Origin of the sequence: Pseudarthrobacter sp. NPDC092439, from assembly GCF_044754945.1 — a bacterium.
In the GTDB taxonomy this organism is placed as follows: domain Bacteria; phylum Actinomycetota; class Actinomycetes; order Actinomycetales; family Micrococcaceae; genus Arthrobacter.
On sequence record NZ_JBIVQB010000001.1, the window covers coordinates 349,401 to 365,871 of the forward strand.

Genomic DNA, 16,471 nt, shown 5'->3' on the forward strand with positions numbered 1-16,471 from the left:
TGTCACGGCCTCGACCCACGTCCTGAACCTTCCTCTAAAAAAAATCAAAATCCGGTCCATTTTAGTGGTCCAGTCTGGGAACTTGCCGGGCAGCGCGCCGGACTGCCCGGGCTAGGCCCGGGCGTTGGCCGGTCAGAACCCGAGTTTAACCAACTGCTTCGGGTCACGCTGCCAGTCCTTGGCCACCTTCACATGGAGGTCCAGGTAGATCCTGGTTCCGAGCAGCGCTTCAATCCCCTTGCGGGCGTTCGTGCCCACTTCGCGCAGCCTGCTTCCACCCTTGCCGATGATGATGGCCTTCTGCGAGGGCCGCTCGACGTAAAGGTTCACGCGTACGTCCAGCAACGGGTTGTCCTCTGGCCGGTCCTCCCGCGGAACGATCTCCTCCACGACGACAGCCAGTGAGTGCGGCAGTTCGTCGCGGACGCCCTCGAGGGCGGCCTCGCGGATGAGCTCGGCCACCATAACGGCTTCGGGTTCGTCCGTGAGCTCACCGTCCGGATACAGCGGAGGCGACGGCGGCATGTGGCTGATCAGTACGTCAGCCACGGTGTCCACCTGGAAGCCGTCGCTGGCGGAAACGGGCACGATGTCCTTCCAGCCTTCCGCCCCGAGAACCTCCCGGCCCAGCGCAGCAACCGCGAGCAGCTGCTCCGTCAGTGCCTGGCGGTCCACCAGGTCCGCCTTGGTCACTATCGCGATGACCGGCTTCCGTCCCACCGCGGCCAATTGGGCTGCGATGAACTTGTCGCCGGGGCCGATTTTCTCATTGGCCGGAAGGCAGAAACCGATCGCATCGACCTCGGCCAACGTGTCCGCCACAAGGTCGTTCAGGCGCTTGCCCAAGAGAGTGCGGGGCCGGTGCAGACCCGGGGTGTCCACCAGGATCAGCTGCGCATTCCCGCGGTGCACGATTCCACGGATGGTGTGCCGGGTCGTTTGCGGTTTCGCGGAGGTGATGGCCACCTTCTTGCCCACCAGCGCATTGGTGAGAGTGGACTTACCGGCATTGGGCCGGCCCACCAGCACCGAAAACCCTGCCCTGAAACCACCGAATTCTTCCTCGCCGGCTGCCTTATTTTTCTTGCTCACGTGGAACTCCCTGCTGGGTTGCTTCCGCCTCGTCGAGGAGGTCTTCAAGGTCAGTGTCTTCTTTTGTCACCCGTGCCGCAATGATGTGGCTGACACGGTTGCGGCGGCCTTCGAGGCGGTCGGCTCGTAAAGCCAACCCGTGCACGTGCACGGCGCTGCCCACGATGGGGACGCGGCCCAGCGCTTTGGCGAGGAGCCCGCCCACGGTGTCCACTTCGTCGTCGTCGAGCTCAATGTCAAAAAGTTCGCCGAGATCGTCGATGCTCATCCGCGCGCTGACCCGGTAGGAACCGTCCCCCAGTTCGACGGCCTCGGCGCTTTCGGTGTCGTATTCGTCGACGATTTCGCCGACAATTTCCTCAATAAGGTCTTCGAGTGTGACCAGCCCGGCCGTGCCCCCGTATTCGTCGATCACGATCGCCACATGCGTGGATTCCTTCTGGAGCTCGCGGAGCAGGTCGCTGACCGGCTTGGACTCGGGCACGTAGCGCACTTCCCGGGCCAGTGTTTCCACCGGCGGCGGCTCCTCGCCCGGGGCCAGCCCGTGCAGGACGGCGGCGACGTCCTTGAGATAGACGATTCCGAGGATGTGGTCCGCGTCCTCGCGGATCACCGGCACCCGGGAGTAGCCGGAGCGCAGGAAGAGTGACATGGCCTGCCGGAGGGTGGAACCGGCGTCTATGCTCAGGATGTCCGTCCGCGGGACCATCACGGCGCGCACCAACGTGTCCCCGAAGTCGAAGACTGACTGGATCATTTCCGCTTCGGTGTCCTCGATCATGTCCGATTCGCTGGCCCGCTCCACCAGCTCGCGGAACTCCTGTTCGCTGAAGAACGCCTCGTCACCGACAGGCGCGCCAGGGGCTGCTGAGCTGCCGAGTGCCACAAGCCAGCCGGGGATCGGTCCAAGGACCCAGGTCAGGAAGCGGATCATGGGCGCAGTGAACCGGACCACGGCGGTTGAGTGCAGCCGGCCGAACTGGCGGGGCGATACGCCGACAATGACGAAACCGAGAATTGCCATGATGCCGGTGGCAGCGAGGCCGGCCAGCCAGACGTTATCGAGCAGGCTGTAGAGCAGCACCGCGACTGCCACCGCCGAGGCCATCTCGAACCAGATGCGCCAGAACCGCAGGGCCCGGATGTGGGCTACGGGATGGGCCAGGATTTTGCGCATGGCGCCCGCGGGGTTCCGGTCCAGGGCGTCTTCTGCCTCGTGCCGGGGAAGGAAGTTGAATGCGGCCTCGGCCGCCGTCAGTACAGCCGCCGTGCCCAGGAACACCAGGGACATGACGACCAGGAGCGATTCGGTCACTGGGTGGTCTCGGCAGGCGCTTCTTTGCCGGTGAACCCGGAAAGGAGTTCCCGCTGGAGCCCAAACATCTCGGCTTTCTCCTCGGGTTCTGCGTGGTCATAGCCCAGCAGGTGCAGGATTCCGTGGGTAGTAAGGAGCAGCATCTCGTCCTCGAGGCCATGCCCGGCGTTCCGGGCCTGGATTTCGGCGACCTGGGGGCAGATGGCAATGTCGCCCAGCATGCCCTGCGGCGTGGGGCGGTCCGGCGTCCCCGGAGTCAGCTCGTCCATGGGAACGGACAGCACGTCCGTGGCCCCGGGCTCGTCCATCAGCTCGATGTGCAGCTTTTCCATTGCCGGCTCATCGACCAGCATGATGGAAAGTTCAGCCTGCGGATGGATAAAGAGCTGTCCGAAGATGTACCTAGCCAGTGCCACAAGCGCGGCTTCGTCCACCTGGACGCCGGATTCGTTGTTGACCTCGATGCTCACGCGTGTTCCCCCCGCTTTTCCCGTACGGCCGAATGTTTCACGCGGCTGCGCTGCGCGTCGTCCCAGATGCTGTAGGCGTTGACGATGTCGCCTACCAGCCGGTGCCGCACTACATCCGCTGCGTCCAGGACAGAGAAGTTGACGCCCTCGATGCCGCGCAGGATCTCCTCCACGATGCGGAGCCCGGAGCGCGTGCCGAACGGCAGGTCCACCTGGGTTACGTCGCCGGTCACCACCATCTTGGAACCGAAACCAAGCCTGGTCAGGAACATCTTCATCTGCTCCGGAGTCGTATTCTGGGCCTCGTCCAGGATGATGAACGCGTCGTTGAGGGTGCGGCCGCGCATGTACGCCAGCGGTGCCACCTCGATGGTCCCGGCAGCCATCAGCCGTGGAATGGACTCGGGGTCCATCATGTCGTGCAGCGCATCGTAAAGCGGGCGCAGGTAGGGGTCGATCTTGTCGCTGAGTGTGCCTGGCAGGAAACCCAGCCGCTCGCCCGCTTCAACCGCAGGACGGGTGAGAATGATCCGGCTGACTTCCTTTTGCTGGAGCGCCTGGACGGCCTTGGCCATCGCGAGGTAGGTCTTTCCGGTACCCGCAGGGCCGATGCCGAAGATCACCGTGTTGTCGTCGATGGCGTCAACGTAGTTTTTCTGGTTCAGCGTTTTGGGCCGGATGGTGCGGCCCCGGCTGGAGAGGATGTCGTGGGTAAGGACGTCTACGGGATTCTGCAGGGACTGGCTGCGCAGGAGGACGGCAAGCTGCTGGAGCACTGCCGGGGTGATGACGGTCCCTTTCGACACGAGCCCACGGACCTCGTCGAGGAGGCGCATGATCCGCGGCACCTCGGCGGGCGGCCCGCTGATGGTCAGCTCGTTGCCGCGGACGTGGAAACTGACGTTGGGGAACTGCTCTTCGATAAAGCGCAGCGCTTCATCATGGCTGCCCAGGGACTGAACCATCTGGTCGGAGTTATCGAAGAGGACCACCTCCGTCCGGACTCCCGGAAGGGAATGGGGGAACTCTGCTGCGGCGCCCTCTCCGGTGAGCCGGCGCTTTCCGTTCGCTGATTCAGTCATAGTGCTGGCCCGCGGGCCCGTGATCCCCTTCAAGTCTGAGAAACGTTTGCCGCCGGGAAGCGCAAGGCCGGTGCCGGCGTCGTTTTTCCCAACGGGTCCTTACATCTTACGCCAGGAGGCCCCTGCGGCGGCGCCTGTCCGCTCCGGGAAGCGCGCCCGGAGGAGAGCCGGCCGCCGGCGCCGGGCGGTTATGTCTCAAGTTCATATCAGCCGGATATCGTTCCCGTTGCAGTTCGCGCGGGAGGGCCTGATCCGGGTTTCCAGAGCCTCTTGCTGTGCCATGCTTGAAATCCAGCTTCCGTTGGAAGGAGCCGTCCGGGGACCGGCCCACCACCCAGAAAGGACAGGGCCATTATCGTGCCGGAAACCACCGCTCCCCCTAGGGGTGCACGGACGGGCCGCCGTGTGCGTGCCGCGGTCGTGGCGGGTTTCCTGGCTGTGCCCCTGCTGCTGACCGGCTGCGTCGTCGAACCTGTCCCGGCGCCTTCCGGACCGCTTGGGCCGGGCACCACTGCCGGGGGAGGAACCCCCGGGGTCCCTGCCACCAGCGCCCCGCTTGAAACGACGCAGTCCTCCAACAAGGCCCCGGTGTATTGGATTGGCCGCAGCGGCCAAAACGTCTTTCTTTACCGCGAGTTCCGCGATGTGCCGGAGCAGGAAAATCCGGTCACCCGGGCACTGCGGGCCATGATGTCCGAGCAACCGCTGGATCCTGATTTCTTCACGCCATGGCAGAATCCCAGCAGCCTTGCCACGTCCATCTCGGGCAAGGATGTCATCAACGTGGACGTCTCCGAGGACGCATTCAACAGCAACCTGGACGCGGACATGGCTGCCCGTGCCGTCCAGCAGCTCGTGTACACGGCAACGGCCGCCGCTGCGAGTTCAGGCCTGATCGACTCCGGCCAGCAGATCAGGGTACGGATCCTGGTGGACGGCCATACTGACTACCCTGCCTTCAAACACATCCGGCTGGGCGACCTGATGTCCCGCGCCCCGGGCATGGTGGCCCCGGTGTGGATTATCGACCCGCAGGAGGGCGTGGAGGTGGGTGCCGGCAGCGTCAAGATCACCGGGCGCAGCACCAAGGCCGGAAGCAGGCTGCGCTGGCAGATCCTGAAAGGCACGGAGGGCGCAGTGAAGATGCCGTACCTCACGGGCGAAACCACCGCCGCCGCAGAGGCCGGACAGTCGGGCATCTTCACGCTGGCCCCCAAGCTTCCCGCCGGGGACTACGAGCTGAAGGTTGCCCAGGCGGGAACCGGCGACGGCCCGGACCTGAATGCGGACACCAGGACGTTCAGCGTCCGGTAGTGCCCCAGCGTCCCAGCACATCGCTGGCGAGGACGACGGCGGCCGGCCCGGCCGTGGAGGAGCGCAGGACGTGGCTGCCGAGCAACGCGGTCACCGCCCCCTTATCGCAGAGCCGCGTCACCTCGCGCGGGCTGATGCCGCCTTCCGGCCCCACGATCAGCAGCACCTCCCGAACGCCCGCCCCATCGCGTCCCTGCCATGATTCAAGGACGCTCCGCAGCGGGCGGACGGCGTCCTCATGGAGGATCACTGCCAGGTCCGCGGCTTCGACGGCCGCGGCAAGGGCGGAGGTGTCGACGGCGGGACGCACCTCCGGCACCCAGGCGCGCCGCGCCTGCTTTGCCGCAGCTGCAACGACGGACTGCCACTTGGCGTGCGCTTTTGCGGCCCGGTCACCCTTCCAGCGCACGATGGAACGTTCCGACTGCCATGGGACCACCGCATCGATTCCGAGTTCCGTCGCCGTCTCGATGGCCAGTTCGTCGCGGTCGCCCTTGGCGAGGGCCTGGACCAGCACCAGCCGGACGTCCGGCCGGGCCTCGTCAGTAAGGGAGAGGCACTCGACTTCCAGGCCGGACGGGCCGGCCGACGCCACCGTTCCGGTCAGGCGCCGGCCGGCACCGTCGACGATGTCCACGGGTTCACCCTGCGCGAGGCGTTTGACCGCGACCGCATGCCGGGCTTCGGGTCCTTCCAGGACAAACGTGTCACCAGGACCGGTCCCGTCGAGGCCGCCGGCAGAGGTGAAAAAGACGGGGTTGCTCACCGCTACAGGTTACCCAGCCGATCCCGAAGCTTTGCGAACATGCCGCCGCTGGCGGCGAGCTTGCCCTCGGTGATCTGTTCGCCGCGGAGCTTGGCCAACTGCCGCAGGAGGTCTTCCTGCGCAGCGTCCAGCCGGGCGGGGGTTTCCACCTGCAGGTGGACCTTCAGGTCCCCCCGGCCGTATCCGCGCAGGTGGGTCACGCCCAGTCCGCGGAGGGTGATGATTTCGCCCGACTGGGTGCCGGGCTTGACGTCGATTTCCTGGACGCCGTCGAAGGTTTCCAGGCTGACATCCGTGCCCAGCGCTGCCGCCGTCATGGGGATGTTCAAGGTGGCGTGCAGGTCATCGCCGTCACGGACGTACGTGGGATCGTTGTTGACCCGGATTTCCACGTAGAGGTCGCCTGACGGCCCGCCCGCGGGACCGGCCTCCCCCTGTCCCGAGAGCTGGATGCGGGTTCCGGTGGCAACGCCGGCAGGAACCTTGATGGTGAGTGACCGGCGGCTGCGGATGCGGCCCTGGCCGCTGCACTCGTTGCACGGATCCTTGATGACGGTGCCGAAGCCCTCACACGTACCGCAGGGTGCGGCGGTCATGACCTGTCCAAGAATGGAACGGACTGCCCGCTGGACCTGGCCGCTGCCGCCGCAGATGTCACAGCGCTCAGGGTGCGATCCCGGCTGGCAGCAGGAGCCCTCGCAGGTGGGGCAGGTAACGGCGGTATCGACCTCAAGCTTCTTGTTGACGCCAAAGACGGCGTCGCGCAGTTCAATGCGCACGCTGATCAGGGCGTCCTGCCCGCGGCGGACACGCGACGCCGGGCCGGTGGTGCCTCCGGCTCCGAAGAATGTGTCGAAGATGTCCTGGAAGGCGAAGCCCTGGCCGGCATATCCACCGCCGCCGAACCCGTTGTCCGTGCCGTTCTCGTTGCCCGTGGTGTCGTAGACGCGGCGCTTCTGCGGATCCGAGAGGACCTCGTAGGCGTGGGTCACTGCCTTAAAGCGGTCCGAGGCATCCTGGCCGGGGTTGACGTCGGGGTGGAGCGTGCGGGCCAGCTTGCGGTAGGCCTTCTTGATCTCTTCCCCCGTAGCCTCCGGCGAGACTCCAAGGACGTCATAGTGGCTGCTCAAAGTTGGTTTCTCTTCCTTGTTGTAACGTCAGGGTCCCAGGATCCGGGACAGGTACCGTGCCACGGCGCGCACGGCGGCCATGGTGGTGGGGTAGTCCATCCGCGTGGGTCCGAGTACTCCGATTTTCGCTGCACTGTCCGGACCGTAGCCCGTAGCCACCACGGAAGCTTCCGCCAGGCCGTCGTACGGGTTTTCCCGTCCGATGCTCACGGCCACGCCGCGGTGGTCCTGCGCCATTTCGCCCAGGAGCCGCAGCATGACCACTTGCTCCTCCAGTGCTTCCAGGACCGGCCCGATGCTGAGTGGAAAGTCCACGTTGGAACGGGCCAGGTTGGCGGTGCCGGCCATGACCATGCGGTCTTCCCGGCTGGTGTGCGCCAGTCCTTCCAGGCCATGCGCCAGAGCTTGGGCCGCCTGCCGCTGGCCGGGGCCCACCGCGGAAACCACCGCCGGCAGGGACTGGGCCAACTGGCTGAGCGCCGTACCGCCCAGCGATCCCAGGAACCGGGTCCGCAGCGCGGCAAGTGCGTCGTCTCCCAGGTCCTGCCCGACGTCGACCACCCGCTGGTCCACCTTGCCGCTGTTGGCGATCAGCACCACCAAAACCTTGCGCGGGGCAAGCAGGACGAATTCGATGTGGCGGACCAGCGCCCGGCTGAGGTGTGGATACTGCACCACGGCAACCTGGTTGGTGAGCTGCGACAGCAGGCGCACGGTCCGGTCCAGGACGTCGTCGAGATCGTCCGCGCCCTCCAGCAGCGACTGGATGGCGCGGCGCTCCGCCTGGGAAAGGGGCTTCACAGCCGAGATCTGGTCCACGAACAGGCGGTAGCCCTTGTCCGTGGGAATCCGGCCCGCACTGGTATGGGGTGCTGTAATGAGCCCCTCATCCTCCAGCGCCGCCATGTCATTGCGGATGGTCGCACTGGAGACGCCGAGATGGTGCCGCTCCACGAGGGCCTTGGAACCGACCGGCTCGCGGGAGTGGACATAGTCCTCAACGATGGCCCGCAGCACTTCCAGCTTGCGCGGTTCGCTCACACTCCACCTCCATCCAGGGTCCGGGGCGGCCTCGCCGGCCCGGTCAGCGCCACCATGACTGTTAGCACTCGACATGCCTTAGTGCTAACAGTCTATTATGACTCGCCCCGTTGTTAGCATTGGTACCGCTCCGGGGGAACGGGGCAACTGATCTATCACTAGGCGGAATGAATCCATGGATTACCAGAACTGGGGCCCCCGGGATATGTCGGCTCCTGCCAGGACCGCGCTGCCCGAGGTGCCGGTGGAGCGCGGCATGGTCCTTGAGGACGTCCAGTCGGGATGGGTGGGTGCGGTCACCCGGGTAGAGAAGTCCGGCGGCATGCATGTGGTCGCGCTGGAGGACCGGCGCGGAAAGTCCCGCTCCTTCAAACTGGGCTTCGGCTTCCTCCTCGAGGGCCGGCCGATCCGGCTGCTGCCGCCGGCTCCACGCACCGCCGCAGGACAGGCAGGCGGACCTGGCCGTACCGCGTCTGGTTCCGTGCGGGTCCCCGGCCAGCGCGCACAGGTGGCCAAGGCGAGCCGCATCTGGGTGGAAGGCAAGCACGACGCCGAACTGGTGGAGAAGGTATGGGGAGACGACCTCCGGGTGGAGGGCATCGTCGTCGAACCCCTCCACGGCATTGACGACCTCGCCGCGGCGGTGGCGGAATTCCGCCCCGGCCCCGGACGGCGGCTTGGTGTCCTGGTGGACCACCTCGTTCCCGACTCCAAGGAATCCCGCATTGCGGAGGCCGTGATGTCCTCACCGGGCGCGGCCGGCAACGTCCTTATTGTCGGTCACCCGTACGTGGACGTGTGGCAGGCAATCCGCCCGTCCGTGCTGGGCATCGAACAGTGGCCGGTGGTGCCCCGCGGGCAGGACTGGAAGACCGGGATACTGGCCGCCTTCGGCTGGCCGCATGAAACGAAGGAGGACATCGGCCTGGGCTGGCAGAAACTGCTGGGCGCCGTCCGGACCTACGCAGACCTGGAGGCGTCGCTGCTGGGACGCGTGGAAGAAGTGATCGATTTCCTCACCGTCCCCTAAAAGGCGGAGCCATGCCTGGCAGACAGTATTCTTATTAGTGCAGGTTCGCCAATTCCCGGCGGACCGGCAGCACAGGGCACCATGTACCCGCCGGCACCAATAGCACTCCAGAAGGAATCAGACCGTGGCAGAAAACGCACGTGATCACAGGAACCGCCAGGACGGCCCGGGCCGCTCCGAATACCACGGCGTTCCGGCGAATGCGCTGCCGCTGACGGCCAGCGAGGACCGGCAGTGGGCCACGCTGGCGCACTTTGGCGGCATCCTTGGCTGTGTGCCGTCTCTCCTGATCTACCTGATCTTCCGGGACCGCGGGCCGTTTACCGCGCAGGAGTCCAAGGAAGCACTGAACTTCAGCCTGCCACCCACCATCGCGGCCGTCATCGCCAATATCCTGGTGTTCGTCCCGGTGGTGGGCAACATCTTCGCCGTGATCGCGACCCTCATCTGGATCGCCCTCACGTGCTTCTCGGTCTCCGCCGGTATCCACGTGAACAAGGGCCAGCCGCACCGCTACCAGTACAACCTGCGCTGGATCAAGTAAGCCCACTGCAACGCGGGGTCACTTTTCGCCTCATATCGGCACGTTATGGGGACCGGAGTGACCCCGCGTTTCAGTTCACGGAACTAGTCCGGCAGCAGACGTCGGACCACGGCGTCAGCCAGGAGCCGGCCTTTGAGGGTCAGGACCAGGCGGCCGCGGAAGGCGGCGGCCGGTTCCACCAGGCCGTCGGCTATCAGTCCGGCCACTTCGTGGCGGCCCGCCGGTTTCAGCGAGGCAACGTCCAGCCCCGTGGAGAGTCGGGTCTCCAGCATCACGTGCTCCACGGCACGGGTCTCCAGGTCCAGAGTTTCCCTGCCGGCTGCCGGTGAGAGCCCCTGGCCCAGCCGGCCGGCATAGGCGGTGGGGTGCTTGACGTTCCACCAGCGCACGCCGCCCACGTGGGAGTGCGCGCCCGGACCGATGCCCCACCAGTCATCCCCGCGCCAATAGGCGAGGTTGTGGCGGCAGGCGTGGCGCGGCGTCCGGGCCCAGTTGCTGACCTCGTACCAGCCGAGCCCTGCTTCGGTGATGAGCTGGTCGGCGAGTTCATACTTGGCGGCATGATCGTCGTCGTCAATTTCCGGTACCTGGCCCCTGCGGATCTGCCCCGCAAGCTTGGTTCCGTCCTCAACGATCAGCGCGTAGGCGCTGATGTGGTCCGGGCCGTAGGACAGCGCCGTTTCGAGCGAGAAGCGCCAGTCATCCAGCGACTCCCCCGGTGTCCCGTAGATCAGGTCCAGGCTCACGTCCAGGCCGGCCTCGCGGGCCCACCGGACCACCTGCGGCACCCGTGCCGGCGAATGCGTCCGGTCCAGGACCTTGAGCACGTGCGGGACCGCGGACTGCATGCCGAAGGAAACCCGGGTGAACCCCGCCTCCTTCAGGACGGCAAGCGATTCCGGCGTGACGGAATCCGGGTTGGCCTCAGTGGTGACCTCGGCGCCGTCCTCGATTCCCCACCGATCAACGGCGGCGCGCAGGACCAGGGCAAGGTCCGCGGCAGGCATGAGCGTGGGCGTGCCGCCACCGAAGAACACGGTGCTGAGCGGACGTTCCGGCACGCCGGACGCGGACAGCACCCGGCCCGCGAACTCCACCTCGGCAGCGGCGGTGCCGGCGTAGGCGTCCTGCGATGCCCCGCCGCCCAGCTCGGTGGCCGTGTAGGTGTTGAAGTCGCAGTAGCCGCAGCGCACGGCGCAAAACGGAATATGGACGTACAGCCCGAAGCCGCGCCCCGCCGCGCCTTCCGCTGCCTGGCCAGGCAGGAGGCCGTCCGACGGCGCGGGGGCGCCCAGGGGAAGAACGCTAGGCATTGCTGCGGCCCTGGGAAAGTCCGGCCACGGTAACCACTACTTCTTCGCCTTGTCCTTGGACTCGTCGGTGGTCAGCGCGGCAATGAAGGCTTCCTGCGGAACCTCCACGCGGCCGACCATCTTCATGCGCTTCTTGCCCTCTTTCTGCTTTTCGAGGAGCTTGCGCTTTCGGGAGATGTCACCGCCGTAGCACTTGGCCAGGACGTCCTTGCGGATGGCCCGGATGCTTTCGCGGGCGATGATCCGGGATCCGATGGCAGCCTGGATGGGCACCTCGAACTGCTGCCTGGGAATGAGTTCACGGAGCTTGCCGGTCATCATCACGCCGTAGGCATAAGCCTTGTCCTTGTGGGTGATGGCACTGAAGGCGTCCACCTGTTCGCCCTGGAGCAGGATGTCCACCTTGACCAGGTCGGCGACCTGCTCGCCGTCGGCCTTCCAGTCCAACGATGCGTAGCCGCGCGTCTTGGACTTCAGGATGTCGAAGAAATCGAAGACGATCTCGGCCAGCGGAATCCAGTAACGCAGCTCCACCCGGTCCTCGGAGAGGTAGTCCATGCCCTTCATCTGGCCGCGGCGTCCCTGGCACAGCTCCATGATGGCCCCCACGAACTCATTGGGCGCCAGGATGGTGGCGGCGACCATGGGCTCACGGACCTCGCGGATCTTGCCGGAGGGGAACTCGCTGGGGTTGGTCACGGTGAGGACGCTCTTGTCCTCCATCGTCACTTCGTAAACCACGTTGGGTGCGGTGGAAATGAGGTCCAGGTTGAACTCCCGCTCCAGGCGTTCGCGCACAATCTCCAGATGGAGCAGGCCCAGGAAACCCACGCGGAAGCCGAAGCCAAGGGCCGCGGACGTTTCCGGTTCGTAGATCAGGGCGGCGTCGTTGAGCTTGAGCTTGTCCAAGGCATCGCGCAATACCGGGTAGTCGGTGCCGTCCAGGGGGTAAAGGCCGGAGAACACCATCGGCTTGGGGTCGGCGTAACCGCTGAGGGATTCCGACGCCGGTTTGGCCAGGTTTGTGACAGTGTCACCGACCTTGGACTGGCGGACGTCCTTCACACCGGTGATCAGGTAGCCCACCTCGCCGACGCCCAGGCCCTTGGAAGGTGTGGGCTCCGGGGAGCTGACGCCGATCTCGAGCAGCTCGTGCGAGGCCTTGGTGGACATCATCTGGATGCGCTCACGGGGGTGCAGCATGCCGTCGACCACCCGCACGTACGTGACCACGCCACGGTAGGTGTCGTAAACGGAGTCAAAGATCATGGCACGGGCCGGAGCGTCCGCGTTCCCTACGGGGGCGGGCAGGTCCATGACGATCTTGTCCAGCAGTGCTTCCACGCCCACGCCCGTTTTGCCCGACACCCGCAGCACATCTTCGGGCTCGCCGCCGATCAGGCTCGCCAGTTCGGCGGCGTACTTCTCGGGCTGGGCGGCAGGGAGGTCGATCTTGTTCAGCACCGGGATGATGGTGAGGTTATTTTCCATCGCCAGGTACAGGTTGGCCAGGGTCTGGGCTTCGATGCCCTGGGCGGCGTCAACCAGCAGCACAGCGCCTTCGCATGCTGCGAGGGACCGGGAGACCTCGTAGGTAAAGTCCACGTGGCCGGGGGTGTCGATCATGTTCAGGGCATAGCTGACGCCATCGACTTCCCATGGCATGCGGACCGCCTGGGACTTGATGGTGATGCCGCGCTCGCGCTCGATGTCCATCCGGTCCAGGTACTGTGCCTTCATGTCGCGTGCCTGCACCACGCCCGTGGACTGCAGCATGCGGTCTGCCAGGGTGGACTTGCCGTGGTCAATGTGCGCGATGATGCAGAAGTTCCGAATGATGGCCGGATCTGTCGCGGCGGGCACCGGGGCGGTGCGGGCCATGGGAGACACGCAGGGTCCTTACTGTTGGCTTTTCCGCGGCCGGCCGGCAGGAACGTTCACCGTTACCTTCGGAGGGCCGCACATCTTCAGCCTCCAGTGTCCCACGTCCCGGGGCGTGCCGCCGCATTCCGGCGCGGATTGCCGCCGCCGCTGCACGGCCCGCCGGGGCCGGGAGGGCAGGACCGCGGCCGTGGCAAAGCCCGGCCGGTTCGGTGCTCCGCGCTGGCGGGCGGGCGAGGAGGCCGTCCCGCAGCGGACACGGTCGTTCTGAAAATGGCCAGCCCGGGCGCTGACCTGCTATTCTTTATAGCTGTGTGTCCGTGCAGGTCGACGGCCACTGATGGTTGGCCGCCATAGGTATCCCCACGCCGCTCAGTCAATGGCCAATCTGAAAGCCCTCTAGACCATTTCCGCATTAAAAAGAGAGTTCACACGTGGCGAATATCAAGTCCCAGAAGAAGCGCATCCTCACCAACGAGAAGGCCCGTCTGCGCAACAACGCAGTCAAGTCCGAGCTGAAGACGGCCATCCGCGCCGTCAACACCGCCGTTGAGTCCACGGACAAGGATGCAGCTGCCGCTGCCCTGGTTACTGCCAGCCGCAAGCTGGACAAGGCTGTCAGCAAGGGTGTTCTGCACAAGAACAACGCAGCGAACCGCAAGTCGGCGATCTCCAAGAAGGTCAACGCACTGTAAGGTTTCCAGTTCGTTTGAACTGATGGCTGTGGCCGGTACCCCTCGGGTACCGGCCACACCTCTTTAAGCCGCATGCTTCAGCGGGGCTACCTGCCCTTGACCGACGTGGCGATGATACGGACGGCATGTTCCACCGCATAAACGGGGTCGCGCGAGAGCCCCTTCACCTGAGCGTCAGCCTCGGCGGTGGCCTGGATCGAGCGGACCAATCCATCGGGGGTCCAGCGGCGGACATCACGCTGCGCCTGCTCCACCAGCCATGGCTGCATCCCGAGTTCCGCGGCGACCTGCGCCGCCGATCCGGAGGCGCCGGCAACCCGGGCAACAGTCCGCAGCTTCGCCGCGAGTGCCGCCACAAGGGGCACCGGGTCGGCGCCGGTTGCCAACGCGTGCCGCAGGGTGGACAACGCCAAAGGGCCGTTGCCGGCCATTGCGGCATCAGCCACTTTGAAGGCGGTGGCTTCGATCCGGCCGCCGTAATAGCGGTCCACTACTTCCACCGTCACCGCCGAGGCCGCGTCCGCGATCAGTTGGCTGCAGGCTGCGGCGAGCTCGGACAAATTGGCTCCCACCGCATTGACCAGCGCATGTACGGCTTCTTGGTCGATCCGGCGGCCAGCGGCTTTGAACTCGGTGGCCACGAAGGCTGCCTTGTCCGCGTCCTTCTTGAGCGGCTGGCAGTCCACCACTGGCCAGCCGGCCTTCTTAATGGTGTCCAGCAGCTTTTTCCCCCGGTTGCCGCCCGCATGGCGCAGCACCAGGACGGCGTCATCACCGGGGTGGCCCAGATACGCCAGGGCGTCCGCCAGGAACGCGTCATTCATGGCCTCAACGGCCTCAACCTCGATGAGCTTGCTTTCGCCAAAAAGGGAGGGACTGACCTGCATGGCAAGCGTGCCGGCCTCGTAGCCGGAAGCGTTGATGCGGGTTACCTCCACCTCCGGGTCCGCGGCCCTGACTTGGGCGCGGATGCTGTCCACCGCCCTGGCGGCCAGGTAGTCTTCCGGGCCACTGACCAGGACGACGGCGGCCGGGGCAGCGTCCCGCCAGGCAGACGCGTTCGACGCCGGCGGACGGGTTGCACGCTTTTGCGCAGCGGCCATCGGGGGTTCCTTCCGGAAAGTGCTGTTGAGTAGTCAAGCCTGCCATGTCCGCGCGCCGCGTCCAAGCCGCGCGGACCGCCTATGGAGGCAACAGTGTGCTCCAGGTTTTCGAGCAGGCGTTCAGTCCTCCGGTGCGCCCGCACCACGAGCCTCGCCGCAGCAGCGGGTCGCAATGCGGCGGCCAGGAGGCTGTAGGTGAGCGCCGACAGCAGGACCATGGTCGCCATTCCTGCAGGTCCCTCCGGCCACGGCAGTGCGGCACCGGGAAGCCGTGCGGCGCCCCTGGCCACTGCGGCAACCACGCCGCAAAAAGTTCCCGACACCCCAATGAGCGCGGCCGCAAGCCAAGGGGCCAGGGCAACGAGCGGTACCGCAGCAGTCCCGAGGAGCGTGACGGGAGCCACCAGCGGCGCCGCCACCACGTTGGCGGGCAGCGAGTAGGTGGCGAACTGTGGCTGAAGCAGGACGATCACGGGCCCGCAAAGAAGTTGCGCGGACAGGGGAACCGCCACCAGGGCTGCTGCCCACCGCGGAACCCAGTGTGGCGTGGCCTCGATGATCCTGCGGCCGAGCACGATGATGCCCAAAGTTGCCAGGACGGACAGGAGGAAGCCGACGCTGCTGCCCAGGGCGGGGTCGGACAGAAGCAGGCCAATAACCGCCACGCAGAGGAAACTCAGGCCGCGGCCGGTCCGTCCGCCGGCAAGTGCCGCCACCGCCACAGCTCCCATCAGTGCCGCCCGCAGCACGCTTGCGTCAGGCCCCACCAGGACCACGAACAGTCCAAGCCCCGCCAGGGCGCCCGCCGCGGCCGGAACCCGCGGCAGCCTCGCCCCCCTGCAGGCGAAGAGGAGCGCGCCCAGGACCAGGCTGCAGTTGGCACCGCTGACAGCGGTCAGATGGGTCATGCCCACCATCTGCATGGCGCTTTCGAGTCCGCTGTCCAGCGCTGTGGTGTCGCCTGTGACCATACCCGGCAGCAGTCCCCGGGGGTCCGGCGCAAGAAAAGCCGCGGCCGCGACGAAGCGGGTCCTCAGGTCCCTGGCCGCGCCCTGAAGCCCCGTCCCCGCACCTGCCGGGGGCATCACGGCGGACGCGGCCAGGATGCCCGCTTCCACCTGTCCGGGTTCCGCCGGCCGCAGCGTACCGGCCACCCGGAAGACCTGTCCGGGAACCACGGCACCCCACCCTCCCCCGCCGATCACGACGAGCCGGGCCCGCGTCCTGATCAGGGTGCTGCCGGCGGTCAGTTCCCGGGTCCACACCGGCACGGCCCAACGGCCCGGCGTCACGGTCTCCGAATACGCGGCCGGGCCGGCTTCAGCCGCTGCTTCCCCGGCCCGGTCCGCGGCCGCTCCCGGATTGACCAGTGCCCTGGGCGGCCCGGCGATTTCGACCAGGGCCACGGCCGTGCGCTTGGCCGCCACCGCGTCGGCAACCGGACCGTCGAAACGCTGCCCGGCCGCTGCAGACGAATGTGCGGCGGCCGCCACCGCGAGGAGCAGCGCCACGGCACCCGTGGCAAGGAAGCTCCGGCCGCGTGGTCCACGTCCGCGCAGGAAGCAGAGCATGCAGGCCGCGGCTCCGGCCAGCAAGGCGCAGAGTACCGCCAGTGCAGCAGGTATCAGCCACAGCCCGGCGACGGACGCGCCCCAGACCGTCACAGCGGGAACGGCGAGCCGCACGTCGGTGCGC

The 16,471-nt window shown here is 66.5% G+C and carries 15 protein-coding genes; 4 read left to right on the plus strand and 11 right to left on the minus strand.

The features are described from left to right. Positions 1-132 precede the first annotated feature (132 nt). Genes era through ACIQCM_RS01650 form a run of 4 tightly spaced genes read right to left on the minus strand, consistent with a single transcriptional unit; the run spans position 133 to position 3,959 of the window. A complete protein-coding gene (gene era, locus ACIQCM_RS01635; RefSeq protein WP_400603702.1) occupies positions 133-1,092 on the minus strand; it encodes a GTPase Era in 960 nt (319 codons plus the stop codon). Next, positions 1,076-2,407, minus strand: coding sequence for a hemolysin family protein (locus ACIQCM_RS01640; RefSeq protein WP_400603701.1), 1,332 nt, complete (start codon positions 2,405-2,407; stop codon positions 1,076-1,078). Before ACIQCM_RS01640 ends, era begins: the two co-directional genes overlap by 17 nt. Beyond that, positions 2,404-2,877: an rRNA maturation RNase YbeY gene (gene ybeY / locus ACIQCM_RS01645; protein ID WP_400603698.1), complete on the minus strand. Its 474-nt coding sequence runs from the start codon at positions 2,875-2,877 to the stop codon at positions 2,404-2,406. Before ybeY ends, ACIQCM_RS01640 begins: the two co-directional genes overlap by 4 nt. Next, positions 2,874-3,959: a PhoH family protein gene (locus ACIQCM_RS01650; RefSeq protein ID WP_400603693.1), complete on the minus strand. Its 1,086-nt coding sequence runs from the start codon at positions 3,957-3,959 to the stop codon at positions 2,874-2,876. The genes ybeY and ACIQCM_RS01650 overlap by 4 nt, the downstream gene beginning before the upstream one ends. A 405-nt stretch (positions 3,960-4,364) precedes the next feature. Here ACIQCM_RS01650 and ACIQCM_RS01655 point away from each other — a divergent pair, with 405 nt between their 5' ends. Continuing rightward, the gene (locus tag ACIQCM_RS01655) at positions 4,365-5,273 is read left to right on the plus strand and encodes a GerMN domain-containing protein (protein WP_400603691.1); all 909 of its coding nucleotides are present in this window, start codon (positions 4,365-4,367) and stop codon (positions 5,271-5,273) included. On the opposite strand, the gene ACIQCM_RS01660 is transcribed toward ACIQCM_RS01655, so the two are convergent. From ACIQCM_RS01660 to hrcA, 3 genes are read right to left on the minus strand one after another with little or no spacing between them, the layout of a single operon-like run. Then, complete coding sequence (locus ACIQCM_RS01660; RefSeq protein WP_400603689.1) at positions 5,260-6,039, minus strand: 16S rRNA (uracil(1498)-N(3))-methyltransferase; 780 nt, start codon at positions 6,037-6,039, stop codon at positions 5,260-5,262. The genes ACIQCM_RS01655 and ACIQCM_RS01660 overlap by 14 nt on opposite strands. A 2-nt stretch (positions 6,040-6,041) precedes the next feature. Next, positions 6,042-7,169, minus strand: coding sequence for a molecular chaperone DnaJ (dnaJ, locus tag ACIQCM_RS01665; protein WP_400603688.1), 1,128 nt, complete (start codon positions 7,167-7,169; stop codon positions 6,042-6,044). 27 nt (positions 7,170-7,196) lie between these two features. Further along, complete coding sequence (hrcA, locus tag ACIQCM_RS01670; protein ID WP_400603686.1) at positions 7,197-8,210, minus strand: heat-inducible transcriptional repressor HrcA; 1,014 nt, start codon at positions 8,208-8,210, stop codon at positions 7,197-7,199. 175 nt (positions 8,211-8,385) lie between these two features. Between hrcA and ACIQCM_RS01675 the strand changes: the two genes are divergently transcribed. Further along, complete coding sequence (locus ACIQCM_RS01675; RefSeq protein WP_400603684.1) at positions 8,386-9,240, plus strand: DUF3097 domain-containing protein; 855 nt, start codon at positions 8,386-8,388, stop codon at positions 9,238-9,240. A 124-nt stretch (positions 9,241-9,364) separates the two neighbouring features. After that, positions 9,365-9,784 carry a DUF4870 domain-containing protein gene (locus ACIQCM_RS01680; protein WP_377216159.1) on the plus strand — a complete coding sequence of 140 codons (420 nt, stop codon included), beginning with the start codon at positions 9,365-9,367 and terminating at the stop codon, positions 9,782-9,784. 83 nt (positions 9,785-9,867) lie between these two features. Here the strand turns inward: ACIQCM_RS01680 and hemW are convergent, their stop codons facing one another. Both hemW and lepA read right to left on the minus strand, forming a co-directional pair. After that, the gene (hemW, locus tag ACIQCM_RS01685; RefSeq protein WP_400603682.1) at positions 9,868-11,097 is read right to left on the minus strand and encodes a radical SAM family heme chaperone HemW; all 1,230 of its coding nucleotides are present in this window, start codon (positions 11,095-11,097) and stop codon (positions 9,868-9,870) included. A gap of 36 nt (positions 11,098-11,133) precedes the next feature. Further along, a complete protein-coding gene (gene lepA, locus ACIQCM_RS01690; RefSeq protein WP_400603680.1) occupies positions 11,134-12,987 on the minus strand; it encodes a translation elongation factor 4 in 1,854 nt (617 codons plus the stop codon). Between the two features lie 425 nt (positions 12,988-13,412). On the opposite strand from lepA, the gene rpsT reads away from it, so the two are divergent. Then, positions 13,413-13,673 (plus strand): 30S ribosomal protein S20, encoded by a 261-nt coding sequence (gene rpsT, locus ACIQCM_RS01695; protein ID WP_056739236.1) that lies wholly within the window; start codon positions 13,413-13,415, stop codon positions 13,671-13,673. Between the two features lie 86 nt (positions 13,674-13,759). Here rpsT and holA read toward each other — a convergent pair whose 3' ends face one another. Together holA and ACIQCM_RS01705 are read right to left on the minus strand one after the other, a co-directional pair. Next, the gene (gene holA / locus ACIQCM_RS01700; RefSeq protein ID WP_400603678.1) at positions 13,760-14,653 is read right to left on the minus strand and encodes a DNA polymerase III subunit delta; all 894 of its coding nucleotides are present in this window, start codon (positions 14,651-14,653) and stop codon (positions 13,760-13,762) included. Further along, positions 14,602-16,461: a ComEC/Rec2 family competence protein gene (locus ACIQCM_RS01705; RefSeq protein WP_400603676.1), complete on the minus strand. Its 1,860-nt coding sequence runs from the start codon at positions 16,459-16,461 to the stop codon at positions 14,602-14,604. Before ACIQCM_RS01705 ends, holA begins: the two co-directional genes overlap by 52 nt. Between the last annotated feature and the right edge of the window lie 10 nt (positions 16,462-16,471).

Excerpts from the sequence above, each read along its gene's own strand:
- hemW (WP_400603682.1), bottom strand. The coding sequence starts at position 11,097 with ATGCCTAGCGTTCTTCCCCTGGGCGCCCCCGCGCCGTCGGACGGCCTC.
- ACIQCM_RS01675 (WP_400603684.1), top strand. The coding sequence starts at position 8,386 with ATGGATTACCAGAACTGGGGCCCCCGGGATATGTCGGCTCCTGCCAGG.
- ACIQCM_RS01650 (WP_400603693.1), bottom strand. The coding sequence starts at position 3,959 with ATGACTGAATCAGCGAACGGAAAGCGCCGGCTCACCGGAGAGGGCGCC.